The organism is Polyangium sorediatum (assembly GCF_029946465.1).
GTDB classification, from domain to species: Bacteria; Myxococcota_A; Polyangia; order Polyangiales; family Polyangiaceae; genus Polyangium; species Polyangium fumosum.
This window is the reverse complement of record NZ_JARZHI010000126.1, coordinates 1-17,069: the sequence shown is the minus strand read 5'-3', so window position 1 is coordinate 17,069 and position 17,069 is coordinate 1. Positions and strand designations below refer to the sequence as shown.

The window sequence follows — 17,069 nt, the reverse complement described above, 5'->3', positions numbered from 1 at the left end:
CTGGCAGAGACGAACCGCCTCTGCCTTGAACTCCGCGCTGAACGACCTCCGCTTCCGCCTCGCCATGGAACTCTCCTAGCGCATCTCCGCGCCTTTGGGTTTGTCCACGGATCCGGGGGAGGATCACCTCCAAGGCACGACCTCGTACCTCCGGAGGCTCGACCGCACGCCCCAGAGACACGTCCCCGTCCCTCCAAGGCACGGCCTCGTACCCCCGGAGGCTCAACCGCACGCCCCAGAGACACGTCCCCGTTCCTCCAAGGCACGGCCTCGTACCCCCGGAGGCTCGACCGCACGCCCCAGAGACACGTCCCCGTCCCTCCAAGGCACGGCCTCGTGTCTCCGGAGGCTCGACGTCGTCTCTTCGGACACATGCCCCCGTCTCTCGCACACACGTCCCCGTCGCTTTTTGGCTCGGCCCCCAAGCTTTGAAGACACGGCCTCATCGATGAACTGCGCATCGCGCAGCTCATCGAACCGACGCCAGCGAACCTCCCCATGGTCTTGCCACCGGCCCGCTGGAAGGCCGCGCGCCTGTCTCGGTTGGCAACCCCGCTGCCGGTCTTGACCGGGCCTGTTCGATGAACTGCGCATCGCGCAGTTCATCGACCTCGGGTCCAGCCCCTGGCTGGTCCGGGTGCAGGGGCGGAGAGCCCCTGCTGGGGCCTGGGGCAAAGCCCCAGCGAAACGGCTTCACGAATCGCCCCTCAGCGCCCGCGCGCCCGCTATCTTTTCGCGCAGAGCTCGGCCCAGTTGGCCTGGTGAAGCGCGACCGGCCTCGGAACCGCGGTCCTCGTGGCGCGCGCCGGCGGGACGAGCACCTTGCCGGTCGGATCGAGGACGGCCACGTACACCTCGCTCACGCAGTTGCCCGAGGGAGCGCATTGGCGCGGATCGTCATCGCGGGTATCGGTCCAGGTGGCGAGCAGCCGGCTCTTGTCCGCGGTCGCCCAGAGCCCGTGTGTCCCGCCGGCCGCTTGGCTCAGGAGGACCTGCGGCGCCTGCGCTCCAGGTTCCGACGCAAAGAGCAATCTTCGATCCTCGCTCCACACACGCGTGAGCCGGCTGTCCACCCACGCCGCGGCGCCGAAGCGCGCCGTCTGCTGGTCCCAAGGACTCGCCGGCGCGTCGGAGAGCAAGCGGAAGTCGGCGGCCGAAAGCTCGATCGCGTGCAGACCCATGGTATCCCCCGCGATGGCATGATTCACGCCGTTATCGCCAACCACGATGCCCACCCGATCGCCACGCGTGCCGAGCGCGACGAGTGTCCCCATGTCCGCGGGCTTGACCGTGCCGGCGCTCCCCATGAGCGCACCATCGGCAGCAACGCGCTGGAGCCGAAGCTCGGGCCCCCCTTGGTGCCAGGCCAGCAAATAATCGCTGCCGACGGGCTCGAACAACACCTTTCCGCCCGCGAGACCGGCGCTCGATGAAATCGATACCGCGCTCCCCGTGGGCTCGCCATTCAACCCGAGCGGCCTGAACCTCAAGACCTCATCCCCGCCCACACGGCCTTGCCAAACGATACCCGCGCGGGCTCCGGCGCGCGCCAGCGCGAGAAAAACAGGCCGCCCGGGCTCCGTCGAGATCGTCTTGATCGGCCCCGGCCTCGGCGCTCCCTGGCTCGTGTCCACGTACACCAGACGAACGTCGCGGTCCTCCTCGCCACGGGCCGTCGTGAAGGCCACGAGCAGCCCGCCCGGAACGTCCAGCGTCTCGACGAGCCCCAGCCAATCTTTATCACTCCGCGCGAGCTCGACGGGCGCCCCGACCGGCTCGCCCCGAGGCCCGAGCGGCTGGACGAACACGGCCCCGATGGAGCTCGTCTTTCCAGGCCGCACGTGTGTCTCGGTCCGTCGATACACGAGGAGATAGCCGTCCTCGCGTGCGACGAGCCGAGAGGGCGAGTTCTCCGCATATACGTGCTGCTTGGCCCGCTCGGCCTGCGCGTTGCGGCAGGCCCAGAGCGCCTCCTTGCCGCCGCGAAGGGTGAGCTCGACAGGGTTCGAGACGAGCGCGAGCGGCGTGGCCCCGGGCAGGCCGTCCGCCCGGTAGCGCACGCGGAGCGACACCACGCCGGGCCGGGCGTGATCGAGGACGCGGAACGAAGGCGCCCAGGCGTGCGCGTCCTCGATCGCGAGCTTGCTCCGCGCGCCGAGGACACGTCGATCCTTCGGCTCGATCGGGCTCGTGAGGCCACACCGCGCGTTGGGGGTGAAGCCCAGCGCGTGCGGCAGCGGCTGGCCTTTGGCATCCTCGAAGACGAGCTCATAGGCGGGCTGCCGCATGCCGTCCCAGGAGCCGTCGAGCGGCGGGACGACGACAGCCGCGTCCCCCGAGGCGTTGCGGAACGCGAGGTGAAAGCGGAGCTCATCGCCGACGGCGAGGTCGGTATCGTCGACCGTCAGGACGAGCGAGACGCCCCGCTGCACCTCTTGCGCGGCGACATTTGCAGGGGATGCAGGGGAAGCGGAGGTGGGCTCGGCGAGCGCCTGGTCCGCGTCGCAAGCGCCGAGCGCGAGCAGGGAGAGGAACACGAAGCACCGGTGAGCGACGGGGCTTTGGCCTTGCACGAGCGTATGATGCGAGTATCACGTGCGCTTTGGCAACGGCCGTGTACCGTCCGGAGGGCGATATCTGCCTTCGAGGCGCATGGCTATCTGCGGACGAGTTGTCCCGCGCGGTAGGTCGCCCACGCCCACGCAAGCACGAGCGTGGAGAACACGCCGACGCCGTACGCGAGGACGAGCGGCCACACGCCGAGCGACTCACGAATCCCCGCGGCGACGCCGGCGGCGCTGGCGCGGCTGACGCGCTCGACGGAAAGATCCAGGCACTTCGCCGCGTCCTCGCCTTCACACGCGGGGAAAAACGCGCCGAGCTCGCCCCGCACGCCGCGCGCCATCGATGCGGCCATCTGCTCGCTCGTCGCGGAGAGGCTCGTCGCGAGCGGCCCCTGGCCCGTGCGGCCCAGATCGGCCGAGATCCCCTGCGAAAATGCGCGCGCCGCCTGGCCCGCGATCAACTCGACCGGCGTCGCGTGTTGTCCCTCGCGAAAGCCGCCCTCGCGCACACGCTCGACGTCGTGCGGTATCCCCGACGCCGCGCTCGACGCGCCGAAGACGGCGCCTGCCCCGAGCGCCGCCGCGATCCGCTCGATGTCGCCGAGCCGCTGCGGCTGGCCGAGCTCCTCCGTCACGCTGCCAATGGCGCGCCGTTTCACGCCCTCCGCCAGCTCCTTGATGCGCTCGGGATCGCCGATCTTGCCGGCCAGCTTGCCCATCGCCCCCTCGGCTGCGCCCCGGCCCGCGCGCTGCGCGACGCCACACCCTGCTTGCCACGTAAAAAGGAGCATCAGAGCAGGTCTGCACAAGGAGGCGACGAGATGTGGAATCCTCTTCATAAAGCCTCTCCCGCTTTCTCCGGCGCTCGTCCCTATCGGAGAGGCGCCGCCGAGGCGGGGCCGCCGGGTCGCGGCGGGACGAACGCCCGGATGAGCGCGGCCTTCTTCGGCAATCTTTGCCCGAAGACGCCGGCCAGCATCTCCCCGAGACCGTAATAACAGAGGTATCCGGCAAGCACGAATTTGACCAGCGGTGCCGAGGGCGGCCACAAGAGCAGGATGAGGCCGGCGATCATCAACCCGACGCCAACGATGGAGAGCCAACGCGAGTCGACCATTCCCTTGAACACGACCGACGCCGCGGCGCGCAGCGCCCCCGAAATGAACGCCCAGATGCCGATCAAGACGACGAAGATCTCAGCGGCATAACCGCGGCGGAGCACCACGAGCCCGAGCAGAATGCCGGCCGCGCCGCGCAGGCGGGAGAAGAGGCGCTTGAGGGGTACCTCGGGCCGCGCGGCCAAAAGCGAGATGACGCCGTCGATGAGGGCATAGAGGCCAAAGGTCGTCACGAGCACGCGCCACCCCGCGGTCGCCCCATGACCGATGGAGACGCTCAAGGTGCCGATACCCAAGGCGAACGCCAGCGCGCCCTGCGCGAGGAGGATCCACCGCGCCCGCTCCGGCTTCTTCGGCCTGGGAAAGAGCGTCTTGACGGCGGACTTGGCCGCTTGAAACGGGTTCTTCGCCGCGGCGGGCTCGGCGCGGCTCGGCTCGTCGGGCGCCACGACGGGCATCTCGTGCTCGATGGCGCGGCCGCTCTTCCACGCAAGGTGACGAACGTCGCCGTCCGGCGAGATACGCAGGAAGTGGTTGAGCGGGCCCGTCCACGATCCGCTGTTGAAATACCAATCTCCGATCCGACCCACCTTGTGGGTGTGCCCGAGCACCACCACGTCGTACCCGTCCTTCTGCCGCTCGGCGCGGACGCCGGCCACGTGCTCGCCGAGCCGGTCCGGGTTCTGCGCCGGCGTCAGGGCCGCGTCGGGGCGCAGATCCTCACGCGTCGCGTGTTTCTTCATCGCTCCGAGGGCGCACCTCCAGATCGTCAACATCGAATCGCCGAACTGCTCGAGCACGTCCTCCGCGGCCTCGCCGCTCTTCAGCAGCGGAGAGCCATTCTCGTCCTCGAAGACGCCGCCGAAGATGGCGAGCATGCGGCCGAAACCGGGCTGGTCCCCTGCATTGAAGGGATCGGTCTCGTGCCCGTGGCAGAAGCGGAATCGCCTGCCCCCGATCACCCGCTCGAACGGCGTGCGCATGTGGGCGAACAAGGGATGCGCGAGGAGGTCCGTACCGGCGAAGTGGACGAGGTCGACGTCGTGATTGCCTGGCACGTAGATGGTCTCCACGGCGGCCAGGTGGTCGAGCAGCTCCCGTCGCTTCACGAAAAGGAGGCTCGTGTTCATCTGCCAGAGTTCGAAAAGATCGCCGAGGATGAAGAGCTCGCCTCCCTCGGCGCCGACGTAATCGAGGAACGCGCGCAGCTCTCCCGTCTTCTTGCCTGCCTCGAAGTTGTCGCGCGCGCCGCCATCACCGAGATGAAGATCGCTGATGACGAAGATGTCTCTGGCTGTACGATCCATCGCCCTCCCCCACGCGAGCGCCTAGGGCCGGCGAGCCCTGGGAGCAAGCAAACGAGCGCATCTCGATCTGCGACGCGTGCCCCGGCTCCGGCACGCACGTGCGCGCGACAGGTGGGCGAAGGTGGGAACAATCTCGCCTCCCCGTGAGCCGTTTTCGCGCGTCGATCCACTTGCTGCTCGATGAGGCTCGCTTCGCTCTTCGTTCGTGTGGTTCTCGTGATGCTCGCCTGCGGCTGCGGAGGTGGCGGCGGCCCAGGAAACACTTCCTCCTCCGACGGGGCCGGGGGGAGCGGCGGATCGACGGGCAGCGGCCCGCAGAACCCGGAGCCGAGCCCGCCGACGCGGGGCGGGACCATGACGTTCACCAACGTCGGCGCGCCCGGGTGGTGGCCCCGTCGAATCGACCGCGAGGCCGGCGATCCAGCGTGCACCTACAAGGATGGGAACGACACCTGGGGAGGGCACTGCTGCATGAAAGAGCAGCACACGACGAGCGACACGCTCGCGCCCTTCGACGAGGAGATGACCTTGATCATGAAGGCCCTCCGCCTCAAGCAGCTCGCGGTCTACCAGCCGGGCGAAGACCCGTCGTCGTGGCCTTTGGTCTCCTCGTGGGACGCGCAGAGCGGCCACGGCAAGAACCTCGTCGTCACCGAGGGGCAGACGACGAGCGCCGACTTCACGGGCGACTTCACGAAGAAGGATTGCGTCAACTACTTCATGCAAGAGACGCCGTTCTCGTGTGGAGACGGGAAGGATTATTATTGCCCGAACGATCCGGGCATCAACCACCTCGGCTGGAAGGGCTCGAAGCTCATCGTCTTCCGCGCGTCGATGACGTTCGACGACGCGGGCGTCGAGAAGTGCGACGGCGGCGGGCAAGGCCACCCGGGCCCGTGGGTCGCGTTCGTCGCGTCCGAGCTGATTCGCGACGGCGGCCGCAAGTGGAACGGGCTCTGCAATTGCTACTCGAAGACGGGCACGGTCGGTGATGGCTGCGGCGAGATCAACGTGTTCGAGGTGGTGATGGACAACAACCCATACTCGAACCGCGAGTTCATGAGCACCGGCGTCCGTTCGTTCCAGGCCGGCCACGTCGGCGGCAATGTCTGCGGGGAGGGCTGCGATCGCGACGCCTTCGCCGACGACGTCGAGGTCGTGGACGCCTGCACGAAAAAGGCTTACACGACGGGACCCGAGATCGCGGTCGGCGGCGATTCGGACGGCTGCCCTGTGTGGCGCCGGCCCGTCGGCGATCGTTATTTCATGATCCTGCTCGACGAGAAGCAGCGACAAATCCAGGTCGCGGTGATGCACCCCGACAACGTGCCTGCCGCGGCCGCGGCGATGCTCCCGTCGCTGCCCGGCGGCCTCTCCCGAACGACCATCGACGCGCTCCTCTCGATGCGCCTGCCCGAGTGATCGAACCCATGCTTCACGACAAACGACTTCCATGGCTTTCGGCCGCGACGATGGCGGCGCTCGTCTCGGTCTCTTGCGGCTCGAGCGAGCCGGTTCCAGGCCCCGGCGGCGGCGGGCCGCCGATCACCCATTCCACCGGCTGCAAGCGCGGCGTCGCTTACGGTTACCATTCGAAGGCGGACATGGCGGCGCTCTCGCCGGCGGTGTCGTGGTGGTACAACTGGGCGTACGTACCGGACGAGGGCGTGAAGCCCGACGTGTACAAGACGCTCGGCGTCGAATACGTTCCGATGGTGTGGGGCGGCGGCGGCCTCGATAGCAAGCGCGCCGCGGAGATCGCGGCCGAGATCCCCGACGGCGTGAACTTCTTGCTCGGCTTCAACGAGCCGAATTTCGGCGAGCAGGCCAATATGTCTGCGGCCGAAGCCGCAGCGCTCTGGCCGCACGTGGAGGCGGTCGCCGACGCGCGTGGCCTCGCGCTGGTCTCACCCGCCGTGAACTTCTGCGGTGGATCGTGCCAGGAGACCGACCCCTTCAAGTACCTCGACGACTTCTTCGCCGCCTGCGAGGGGTGCCGCGTCGATTCCATCGGCATCCACATCTACACGGCCTGCCAGGGCGACGGGGCGAACAAGGCCCGGTGGCTCATCAACCACATCGAAACGTACAAGACGCGGTTCGACAAGCCGCTCTGGCTGACCGAGTTCGCGTGCGACAACGCAGGCTCGCTCGCCGAGCAAAAAGCCTTCCTGGTCGACGCGCTCGATTATCTGGAGAACGAGCCGCGCATCGCGCGGTACGCGTGGTTCTCGGGTCGACCCGACAACGTGGCGAACGCGAGCCTGCTGGGGGACGACGGTGTGTTGACGGAGCTCGGCCAAGCGTACGTGGCCGCGCCCCAAACGTCCTGCGAGTGACGGGTCCGCTTGATTGGAATGGAGGTGCTCTCGATGAAAAGCGCAATCACGTTCGGAATTGGCATCGGCATGGGCCTCCTGTCCGGCGTCCTCGCCGGCTGCAGCGGGGGCGAGGGCGCGGACGGCGACACCGGAAAGCCCTGGGTCGACAACGGCCCTGACAACCGCCCCGAGGACGCCTGCCTCGCGGAAGGTGTCGACAACTCCACGCCCTTCTCCAAGACGTACCGGGTCAAGCACATCGGGGACACGACCTTCCAGGGGACTCCGTACGAGATCGTCGCCTCGATGCCGTGGACCTACACGCTTCAGGCGGTCCAATGCGAGAAGGCGTTCCCGATGGTGGAGACCGAGACCCACTACATCGTGGAGAGCAACTTCGAGCTCCCGTACATCAAGGGAATCATGGACGACGTCGCCTGGACGCCCGGCGAAAGGAACAAGGGCTGGTCGATTGGATCCAACGACGATCCCGGCGAGCTCATCGAGAAAAATGGAGGGATGCGTCCCTTCATTTATCACGTGAACGGCGGCTACGAGTACGGATACTCCGTCTACAACCAGGATCCGCTCCCCGGCGACCCGATCAACTTCACGGGCTTCCGGCCGACGTGGGTCGTGCACCCCGACGGCGACGGCTACGAGATGTTCTTCCTCAACCCGGCGGCGCCCGACTCGCAGGGGTTCGAGTGGCCTCGCCACGGCGCGAACTGGCAGCTCAACTTCGGGCTCTACGTCGATCCCACGGGCCACGTCTACGTGCCGAAGCCGGAAAAGGCCAAGCTCGCCAGCCACGACGAAGGCTGGGACGATTACCACGGCTGCGTGACCATCAACAAAGCCAACGCGCCCATCCCGACGACACGGACCCAGTTCCCCGGCAACGAGTCGTATTACGCGTCCGAGACCTTCCTGCCCGGCTATGCCGCGCCCGGCGCTCCCGGACACAAGTACTGGGGTCACAAGGGCCGGCCCATGGAGGAGGTCGCCATCTGGGAGGACGACGGCGCCCCCGGCCTCAACTCACCCGGCAACTACCACAAGCCTTATTCGGGCGGGTGTGACAAGGCCGGCTACAACTTCGCCCACGCCGAGGGCTTCACGTGGCCCGAGCTGCGCGCCGCGCGGACGCAGATGGGCGACATCCCGACGAAGGATCAGCTCTACAAGATCACGCTCTACAGGTACCTCGGCAAGGACGGGACGACCGAGCTGCTCGGCACGCTCTCGTACGAGCAGCAGGAGAACGGCGAGTGGATCCCCACCGGATCGGGGCCCGAGGTCCATTCGCTCAACGACAAGAACGGACGCTGGATCATCAATGGCCCCGTCTTCCAGGACCGCGGGGATCACGTCTTTGCGATCCTCGAGGATCTTTGAGCATGGGCTTCGCCATGAGGTTGTCTTCGCGTCGCCTCCTCGGGCTGGGTCTGCTCGTCGTCTCGGGCGTGATCACGGCCGGGGCGTGCAGCTCGAGCGAGGGCGGCGGCGGCTCCGGCCAGGCGGGAGACGGCCCGCCGCTCGGCGATCCGGACACGGGGACCTGGCTCGATCTCGGCAACACGCACGCGCCGCCGCACGAGCCGCCGGTCCCGACGAACACGGGCGTCGTCACGCGCGGCGGGACGTTGACGTTCACCAACATCGGAGCGGAGGGGTATTGGGGGCGTCGCATCGAAGCCGAGCCCGGGGACGCTCGCTGCGACGTGCAATCGGAGACCATCGACTTCGGGTGGGGCAGCGAGTTCTGCTGCCGGACCAAACACGAGGTCACGTCGAACCTCCTGACCCCGTTCAACGAGCAGCTCACGATGGTGCTCGACGGGCCGCTGCGCGTGAAGCAGTTCGCCGTGTATCAGCCGCTCGCCGATCGCAAAGGCCCGTGGGCGATCCGTTCGTTCTGGGACCGGCGGACGCCGGAGACGCCGTACAATTTCCAGTTCTCCGGACCGAACAACGCCTCGGTCTTCGGCGGTGACCTGGGCAATAGCTGCACCTTCTTCGCGATGCAGCAGAACAAGTTCCCGTGCGGGCCCGGCAGCGACCCGTACTGCCCGGGGTCGGGCCTCGACTACGACGGGTGGCCCGGCTCGAAGCTGGTCGTGCTCCTCGCGTCGATGCCTTATGCGGACGATCCTTCGGTGAAGCCGCTGAGCTGCATCGCGGCGGACCAAGACGAGCGAGAGCAGGATTCGCCGTGGATCGGGATTTCTCCCTCCGAGCTCAATCGTGACGGCTGGTCTGGGTACCACCCGTGCCATTGCTTCAACAACACGAACAACGGCCAGCTCGGAGACGGTTGTGGCCAGATCAACGTGTTCGAGGTCATCGCCGAGGCGTCCGGGCCTCAATGGGGCAACCGCGACGTCATCAGCACGGGCATCCGCTCGTACCAGGTGGGCTCCCTCGGCGGCGTGACGTGCGGCATTCAGTCCTGCGGGATCGAACAGTTCCCTGCGGACGCCGATCTCCTGGACGTGAACAGCCTGACCGCGATGCAAACAGGCGCGGTCATCGACGCGGATCACCCCGCGACGAAGGAAGGCCCGGGGTGGCGGCGCGCCCTGGATGATCGTTACTACCTGTTCCTGCTCGACGAGCTCTCGCGCACGGTGCAAGTGGCCGTGATTCATCCGGGCAAGATCCCCGAAGCCGCGCACGCCATCGTCCCCGCGCTCCCCAACACGGTCCCGCGCGCCGTGATCGACGGGTTCGTGAGCCTCCGCCTGCCCCAGTAGCCCGAAGCCGCCGCCGCGCCGGGGCTCTGCCCCCGTCCCCGCGGGGGGCTGTCCGCCCCCTCGACCCCGGACCAGCGAGGCGCTGGACCCAGGGTTGAAAAACTGCGCTCCGCGCAGTTTTTCAAACAGGCCGACGAAGCACCCAGGTCGCCAGCCGAACCGGCAGCGCGGCTGTCTTGGTTGGCAGGGTCGTCGTCAGTCTTGACCGGGCCTGTTCGATGAACTGCGCGATGCGCAGTTCATCGAGCTTGGGTCCAGCCCCTGGCTGGTCCGGGTGCAGGGGCGGACAGCCCCTGCTGGGGCCTGGGGCAAAGCCCCAGCTCCCGGTCGCCGAAGCGCGCGGAAAAAAAATCGCGTGTCGGGTGAGCCGTTTCGTGCGATCGACCCACTTTGCTCGTGGACCCTTCATGGCCGAGCCCGTCACGAGACTGGACCCGCGGCGGAGCGACGCGGCGCTCGTCACGGCTGCGCTCGAAGGTGACGAGCGGGCCAAAGAGGCGTTGTTTCGCCGGTACGTGGGGATGGTGAGCGGACTCTCGTTCCGGCTGCTCGGGCGCGACGAGGAGCTCGAGGACATCGTGCAGGAGAGCTTCGCCCAGGCCTTCGGCGCGCTCCACAAGCTCGAGCGGCCCCAGGCGTTCGCGGCGTGGCTCTCGTCGATCGTGACCCGTGTCACGATCGCGACCATCCGGCGCCGGCGGCTGCTTTCGCGCCTGGGGCTCCTGCGCGGCGAGCCGGTGCACCTCGAGACGATCATCGCGTCGACGGCGCCCCCGGACGTCGTCGCCGAGCTCACGGCGGTCTACGGCCTCATCGCCAAGCTGCCCGTGAAAGAGCGCGTCGTGTTGATCCTGCGGCGGGTCGAGGAGCTCTCGCTGGAGGAGGTCGCCACGCAGACCGGGTGGTCGCTCGCCACCGTCAAGCGCGCGCTCGTCCGCGCGGAGGGCTTGCTCGAGGTTTCACGTGCGCGCGGGGAGGAGGAGGGGGGATGAGATCGGTGTCGCGTCGCCGCACCGCGGACTTCGTGAGCCCGCCGCTGAGTGAGGCGCGCATCACGCGGATGTGGTCGGCCATCGCGGGCGCCGAGCGCGCGCGGCTCCGAGGATCGGAGAGCCCGCGTTCGGAGGCGCGCCGGACGATGCGCTGGCGGGCCGCCTCGATCCTCGCCGCGGCGCTCGGGGTCGTGGCGCTCGTCCTCGGTGTGCGGCTCCGCTCGCCGTCGAGCCCTGCGATGGCGGGGCTCGTGATCGACACGGGGGCGGCGGTCCAGGAGGTGTCCCTGCCCGACGGCAGCATCTTGAGCCTGGCCGCGGCGACGCGCCTGCACGTGCTCTCTGCGACCACCCACGAGGTCCGCCTGCGCCTCGAGCGCGGCAGCGTGATCTGCGACGTCGTGCACCGCGAGGAGCGCCGCTTCGTCGTCGCCGCGGGGGACGTCGAGGTGGAGGATCGAGGCACGCGCTTCGCGGTCGACGTGCGCCCGGAAGCGGCGCGAGAGGTGGTCGAGGTGCGCGTCGAGCGTGGCGCGGTCGAGGTGCGCGACGCGACGCAAACGGTCCTCGCGACGCTCAAGCCGGGGCAGGATTGGAAGAGCCGTGGCCCCGAGCCGCTCACGGTGGGGCCCCCCCTTGCCCCGCGGGGCAGCGGCGAGCCGGCGGCGCCGAGCGCGTCGGCCTCGGCGGCGAGCGCGCCAACGAGCGCGCCGGCGCCTTTGGTGTCCGCTCGATCGGCGCGCGCTCTCTCGCCCGAGGCGCTCTTCGACCGCGCGAGCGCGGCGCGGCTCGACGGGCGCCACGCGGACGCGGCCGCCGACTTCGAGCGGTTCTACCGGCGCTTCCCCGACGATCCTCGCGCCGGGCTCGCCGCCTACGAGCTCGGGCGCATCCGCCTCGGATCGCTGCGCGATCCGCAAGGCGCGGCCGCGGCGTTCGAGGCCGTCCTCGAACGCCCGAGTGATCCGTTTCGCGAAGACGCGGAGGCGGCCCGCGTCGAGGCGCTGGCGAACCTCGACGACCGGGAGGCCTGCCTGCGCGCACGCGACGCGTTCCTCGCGCGTCACCCGCGGAGCCTGCAGGCCGGGCGCGTGGCGAGGCTCTGCGGAGGCCCATGAGGACAGGGCTTCGCCTCCGCCTCACCGGCGCTTTGCTGCTCGCGCTCGGCGCGCTCGCGGCCCCCGCCGAGGCCGCGCCTCCGCCCCCGCAGGCTGGGAGCGGTCGCGCGGTGGTCGAGCTCGTGCTGGAGGTCGAGCCTCCGGATCGCATCATCGGGACGGCCCTGGAGCGGCATCTCCGCGCCGAGCTCGGCGCGCGCGACATCGACGTCGTCGTCGTCCCGAGCGCGACGCCCGCGGCCCCGTCCACGGGTCCGCGCCCCATCGCTCGGATCACCCTTCACGTCGAGCACCAGGCGAGTGGTGCTTTCCTCGCGACCATCCGGGTCGGCGATCTGATCATGGACAAGCGCGTCGAGCGCACCATCGATCTCGGACGAATCCCCGCGAACGGCCGGGCGCTCGCCGTCGCGGCGTCGACCGACGAGCTGCTCCGCGCGAGCTGGATGGAGCTGACGATCGCCGACGCGCCGGCGCCGGTCCTCGCGCCGCCTCCGCCCGTCCTGCGCGCGATCTTGGCCCCGGCTCCGCCTGCGCGCGCGCGGCCGCCGTTCATCGAGATCGGCCTCGCCGGGACCGCGGTCGACTTTTTCGGCCACCGCGTGGGGTTCGGAGGCGCGGCGTGGGTCGGCGCCTGGTGTCTGTCACGGCTCCTCGTGGAGCTTCGTTTCGCGGCCGATTTTGGCCTCCCGCGCGCGTCCCTGCACGGCTCGGCGCGCGCGGACACCCTCGGCCCGGGCCTCGGGTTGGCCTTCGCGTTCCTGCCTCCCGAAGCGCCGCTCGGCGTGCGGCTCGAAGCAAACGCGGACGTGGTGCGCGTCCACCTCATCGGATCGGCCTCCGGCTCTGCGACGGCGAGCGACGGAGCGCGCTGGACCGGTCTCGCCGGCGGCACGGTCCGCGGGTGGGCGCGGACCGGCCCGATCGCCTGGACCCTCGGCGTCGGCGCGGTCGCCGCGTTGCACTCGGTCGCGGCGACCGACGACGGCGCCGCGGTGACCGCGATCCAGGGCGTCGGGGGCAAGATCGACGCCGGGCTCTCCTTCGACCTTCGCTGACGAGCCGTTTCCGGCGCTCGATCCACTTCCCCCTCGATGCAAAGCCCTCTGCCTCTCCTCGCTCGTGTGTCCATCGGCCTCGCGGCGGCCCTCACCGCCTGCGGCTCGAGCAGCGTCGAGGTGCTGCACACGGGCACGGGGGGCTCCGGCGCGGACGCCTCGAGCGGGAGCGGCGCGTCCGCGTCGTCGGGCGCCGGCGGCGCTGCCCCGGCCGCGTGCAAGCGCGGGGTCGCGTACGGCTACCACTCCGTGGCTGACCTCACCGCGCTCTCGAAGGGGATCGGCTGGTGGTACAACTGGGCGACGAAACCGGACAACACCGACGTCGCCGACGCCCATGCCGGGCTCGGCGTGGAGTATGTGCCCATGGCGTGGGGGGAGGCCTCCCTCGCGGGGCTCTCCGCGGAGGTCCCGGCCGACGCGCGTCATCTCCTCGGCTTCAACGAACCCAATTTCGGCTCGCAAGCGAACCTCACGCCGACGCAGGCGGCCGCGCTCTGGCCTCAGATCGAGGACTTCGCGGAGCAGCACGACCTCGTGATCGTGTCACCCGCCGTCAATTTCTGCGGGGGCACTTGCAACGTGGCCGACCCGTTCGAGTGGCTCGACCAGTTCTTTGCCGCGTGCCAGGGCTGCAAGGTCGATGCTATCGCCATGCACTGGTACGCGTGTGACGGCAGTGCGCTCACCTGGTACCTCCAGCAATTCGAGAGCAAGTACACGCAAAAGCTCTGGCTCACGGAGTTCTCGTGCCTCGACGGGAGCGACACCTCCGAGCCCGCGCAACAAGCCTACATGAAGGCCGCGCTCGAGATCCTCGAGGCCGCTCCCAGGGTCGAACGTTATGCGTGGTTCACCGGGCGGAGCGACTTCACGCCCAGCATCGATCTGCTGGGCGCGGACGGCGAGCTCACTCCGCTCGGCCAGACGTACGTGAACGCCCCCGCGAGCTGCAAGCCGTGAGGGAGCGGTCGAGTATGCCGGTATCTCGCGAGGCTGCCCGCCGCCTACAGGGGCGCCCCCTCCGGATACACCAGCTTCAGCCTCTTCTCCCGCAGCCGGGCTTCTTCGACGCAGACCTCTTCGATTTGCCGGACCACGTCCTCGGAAACCCCGAGCTTCGCAGCCATCCGGATCACCATGGCCCTCTCCGCGTCACTGTATTGTCCATCGGCGCTGCAGGCCTGGATCGCGTCGTAGACGAGGAAACGCCGTGAAGCGTTCGTCGCCGGCGTGGTGGAGATGAACTTCTCGATGTCTTCGTCGGCCTTGTAGGACTTGAGCTCGTCCAGCACCGCGTCCGGCGCGCCGAAAGCAGCGAAGTACCCGATCACCCAGTCTCGCTCCAGGGGCGCAAGCTTGCCGTCTCCGTTGGCACAGATGAGGATCGCCTTCGAATAGCCTTCGAAATCATCAGTCGTTGGGATCGTACTGAAGCTGGTCTTCTGCTTGAACAACCAAAGAATTCCTCGGTCTCTGTTCGTCGTCATGCTCATCCCTCGGTGCGTGATGGTCGCGTCTTCGCGCGGAACGCGCCTTCGCCTCCGCTTCGCCGTCGAACTCTAGCGCATCTTCGCGGCTTTGCGTTTGTATACGGAAGCGGGGAAGGATCATGCCGGACACTGTCCGATTCGAAGGATTGCATCGCCCTTCGCCCGCTGCCAAGGGGAACACGGGCGTGCGCTCGACGCGCTCCTCTTTGCTCTCACGACGAAACGCCTGCGCTCCCCGCGCCGTCTGCTCTCGTGGTGGTCCGAGGCGAATGTCTCGGCACGCCTCTTCGGGGACCTCTCTCTCGTACATTGCTCTCCGCTTGCGGAGCCAAGGAACTGCCACGATGAAACATTATGCTCATGGGCCGCTGTGGCTCGCGCCGCTTGCCTTGTTCGCGACCGCCTGTGGCGTCGATTCGTCGGGGATGAGCGCGGGAGGAGACGGGGGCGGGCAGGCTGCGGGTCCGGCATCGGAGACGACAGCCGAGGCGCGGGCGGCGTTGACGGCGGGCGCGGGCAGCCTGGGTGACTGCAACGGGAACCCGGCGCGCTGCGCGGCGGTGAACGTTGCCGCGGGCTACTACCACACCGTGGCGCTGAAGTCGGACGGCACGGTCTGGGCCTGGGGATACAACAACCGCGGGCAGCTCGGGGACAACAGCACCACCGAACAACTCATGCCTGTGCCTGTGGACGGGCTGAGCGGCGTCACCGCGGTCGCGGCGGGCGACGAACACACGGTCGCGCTGAAGTCGGACGGCACGGTCTGGGCCTGGGGGCGTAACTACGAAGGCCAGCTCGGCGACAACAGCACCACCAATCGACTCACGCCTGGACAGGTGAGCGGGCTTGTCGGTGTCGCCGCGGTGGCGACGGGCAACTACCACACGGTCGCGCTGAAGTCGGACGGCACCGTCTGGACCTGGGGGCGAAACGACTATGGCCAGCTCGGCGACAACACCACCACCGCTCGACTCACGCCCGTGCAAGTGAGCGGGCTCAGCGGCATCACCGCGGTGACGGCGGGCTACACACACTCTATCGCGCTGAAGTCGGACGGCACCGTCTGGGCCTGGGGATACAACGCCCGCGGGCAGCTCGGGGACAACACCACCACCAATCGACACAAGCCCGTGAAAACGACCGGTCTGAGCGGCATCACCGCGGTGGCGGCGGGGGCAATGCACACCGTGGCGCTGAAGTCAAACGGCAGCGTCTGGGCCTGGGGGCGCAACTTCGGTGGCCAGGTCGGGGACGGCACGGCCACCGATCGACACGTTCCGGTCCAAGCAAGTGGAATGGTAGACGTGGTCGCGGTGGCGGCGGGCCACGACCACACCTTGGCGCTGAAGCCGAACGGTAAGGTCCACGTCTGGGGGGACAACAGCAGAGGCCAGCTCGGAGACAGCTCGACCCTCGACATACATCTGCCCGCAGAGCTGGCAGATATTGGTGGCATCACCGCGGTGGCGGGGGGCTTCGCACACACCGTGGCGCTGAAATCGGACGGCACGGTCTGGACCTGGGGGTACAACCTCCATGGCCAGCTTGGCGACAATACGACCGCCAATCACAACACGCCTGTGCAAATAAGCGGATTCAGCCTCTTCTCGATGTGCGGCACCAGGGCGGCATGCGACGTGGGTACGGGCGCATGCCTCACCGCGCCGGCGCCGAACGGGACGGCCTGCAACGACAGCAATGCTTGCACGCAGATGGACGCCTGCCAGGCGGGCGTCTGCACCGGCGCGAACCCGGTGATGTGCGCCGCGTCCGACCAATGCCACAATGCGGGCACCTGCAACCCCGCGACGGGCGTGTGCTCCGGGAATCCGTCGAAGCCCAACGGCTCCTCGTGCGACGATGGCAATGCCTGCACGCAGACGGATACGTGCCAGTCGGGCACGTGCGTCGGCGCGATCCCGGTGACGTGCTCCGCGCCTGACCAATGCCACGATGCGGGCACGTGCGACCCCGCGACGGGCGTTTGCTCCACGCCGGCGAAGGCCAATGGGGCGGGATGCGACGATGGAGATGCCTGCACGCAATCGGACACGTGCCAGGGTGGGATCTGCACCGGAGCCGACGTGGTTGTCTGCCCGCCGGTGGGCGAGTGCGAAGTCGGGCTGTGCAACGCGGCCAATGGGGTGTGCGCGCCGAGCCCCAAGCCGGACAACACGCCTTGCGCAGGCGGGGTTTGCCTCGCCGGCGTGTGCCAGATCGAGGGACCGACGTCGAGTTCGAGCGCAACCGGCACCGGCGGCGGCGGCGGCAGCGGCGGCACCGGCGGCAGCGGCGGCAGCGGCGGCAACGCGACCGGCACCGGCGGCGCCGGCGGCAGC

General features: G+C 68.7%; 13 protein-coding genes. 9 read left to right on the top strand and 4 right to left on the bottom strand.

The window, feature by feature from the left end; translation table 11 throughout:
- Positions 1 to 725: 725 nt before the first annotated feature.
- From QHF89_RS48485 to QHF89_RS48475, 3 genes are all read right to left on the bottom strand, one after another.
- On the bottom strand, positions 726 to 2,537 hold the full coding sequence (locus QHF89_RS48485) for a hypothetical protein (protein ID WP_136973236.1): 1,812 nt from the start codon (positions 2,535 to 2,537) through the stop codon (positions 726 to 728).
- 119 nt (positions 2,538 to 2,656) lie between these two features.
- Positions 2,657 to 3,355: a hypothetical protein gene (locus QHF89_RS48480; protein WP_136973235.1), complete on the bottom strand. Its 699-nt coding sequence runs from the start codon at positions 3,353 to 3,355 to the stop codon at positions 2,657 to 2,659.
- An 80-nt stretch (positions 3,356 to 3,435) separates the two neighbouring features.
- Positions 3,436 to 4,989: a DUF308 domain-containing protein gene (locus QHF89_RS48475; protein WP_136973234.1), complete on the bottom strand. Its 1,554-nt coding sequence runs from the start codon at positions 4,987 to 4,989 to the stop codon at positions 3,436 to 3,438.
- A 180-nt stretch (positions 4,990 to 5,169) separates the two neighbouring features.
- On the opposite strand from QHF89_RS48475, the gene QHF89_RS48470 reads away from it, so the two are divergent.
- From QHF89_RS48470 to QHF89_RS48435, 8 genes are all read left to right on the top strand, one after another.
- Positions 5,170 to 6,411: a DUF2403 domain-containing lipoprotein gene (locus QHF89_RS48470; RefSeq protein ID WP_136973233.1), complete on the top strand. Its 1,242-nt coding sequence runs from the start codon at positions 5,170 to 5,172 to the stop codon at positions 6,409 to 6,411.
- Positions 6,412 to 6,419: 8 nt separating this feature from the next.
- Entirely contained in the window at positions 6,420 to 7,328 is a 909-nt protein-coding gene (locus QHF89_RS48465; RefSeq protein ID WP_136973232.1) for a glycoside hydrolase family protein, read from the top strand.
- 33 nt (positions 7,329 to 7,361) lie between these two features.
- Positions 7,362 to 8,708, top strand: a complete 1,347-nt coding sequence (locus QHF89_RS48460) for a hypothetical protein (RefSeq protein WP_136973231.1) — start codon at positions 7,362 to 7,364, stop codon at positions 8,706 to 8,708.
- Between the two features lie 14 nt (positions 8,709 to 8,722).
- Positions 8,723 to 10,066 (top strand): DUF2403 domain-containing lipoprotein, encoded by a 1,344-nt coding sequence (locus tag QHF89_RS48455; RefSeq protein WP_342763993.1) that lies wholly within the window; start codon positions 8,723 to 8,725, stop codon positions 10,064 to 10,066.
- Positions 10,067 to 10,473: 407 nt separating this feature from the next.
- Positions 10,474 to 11,058, top strand: coding sequence for an RNA polymerase sigma factor (locus QHF89_RS48450; protein ID WP_284721953.1), 585 nt, complete (start codon positions 10,474 to 10,476; stop codon positions 11,056 to 11,058).
- The gene (locus tag QHF89_RS48445; RefSeq protein ID WP_136973229.1) at positions 11,055 to 12,176 is read left to right on the top strand and encodes a FecR domain-containing protein; all 1,122 of its coding nucleotides are present in this window, start codon (positions 11,055 to 11,057) and stop codon (positions 12,174 to 12,176) included. The genes QHF89_RS48450 and QHF89_RS48445 overlap by 4 nt, the downstream gene beginning before the upstream one ends.
- A complete protein-coding gene (locus QHF89_RS48440) occupies positions 12,173 to 13,234 on the top strand; it encodes a hypothetical protein (RefSeq protein WP_136973228.1) in 1,062 nt (353 codons plus the stop codon). The genes QHF89_RS48445 and QHF89_RS48440 overlap by 4 nt, the downstream gene beginning before the upstream one ends.
- A 36-nt stretch (positions 13,235 to 13,270) precedes the next feature.
- Positions 13,271 to 14,197 (top strand): glycoside hydrolase family protein, encoded by a 927-nt coding sequence (locus QHF89_RS48435; RefSeq protein WP_136973227.1) that lies wholly within the window; start codon positions 13,271 to 13,273, stop codon positions 14,195 to 14,197.
- A gap of 44 nt (positions 14,198 to 14,241) precedes the next feature.
- Here the strand turns inward: QHF89_RS48435 and QHF89_RS48430 are convergent, their stop codons facing one another.
- The gene (locus QHF89_RS48430) at positions 14,242 to 14,724 is read right to left on the bottom strand and encodes a tellurite resistance TerB family protein (RefSeq protein ID WP_136927859.1); all 483 of its coding nucleotides are present in this window, start codon (positions 14,722 to 14,724) and stop codon (positions 14,242 to 14,244) included.
- 347 nt (positions 14,725 to 15,071) lie between these two features.
- On the opposite strand from QHF89_RS48430, the gene QHF89_RS48425 reads away from it, so the two are divergent.
- Positions 15,072 to 17,069 (top strand): RCC1 domain-containing protein (locus QHF89_RS48425; protein ID WP_425440860.1); only part of this gene is annotated, 1,998 nt, incomplete at its 3' end.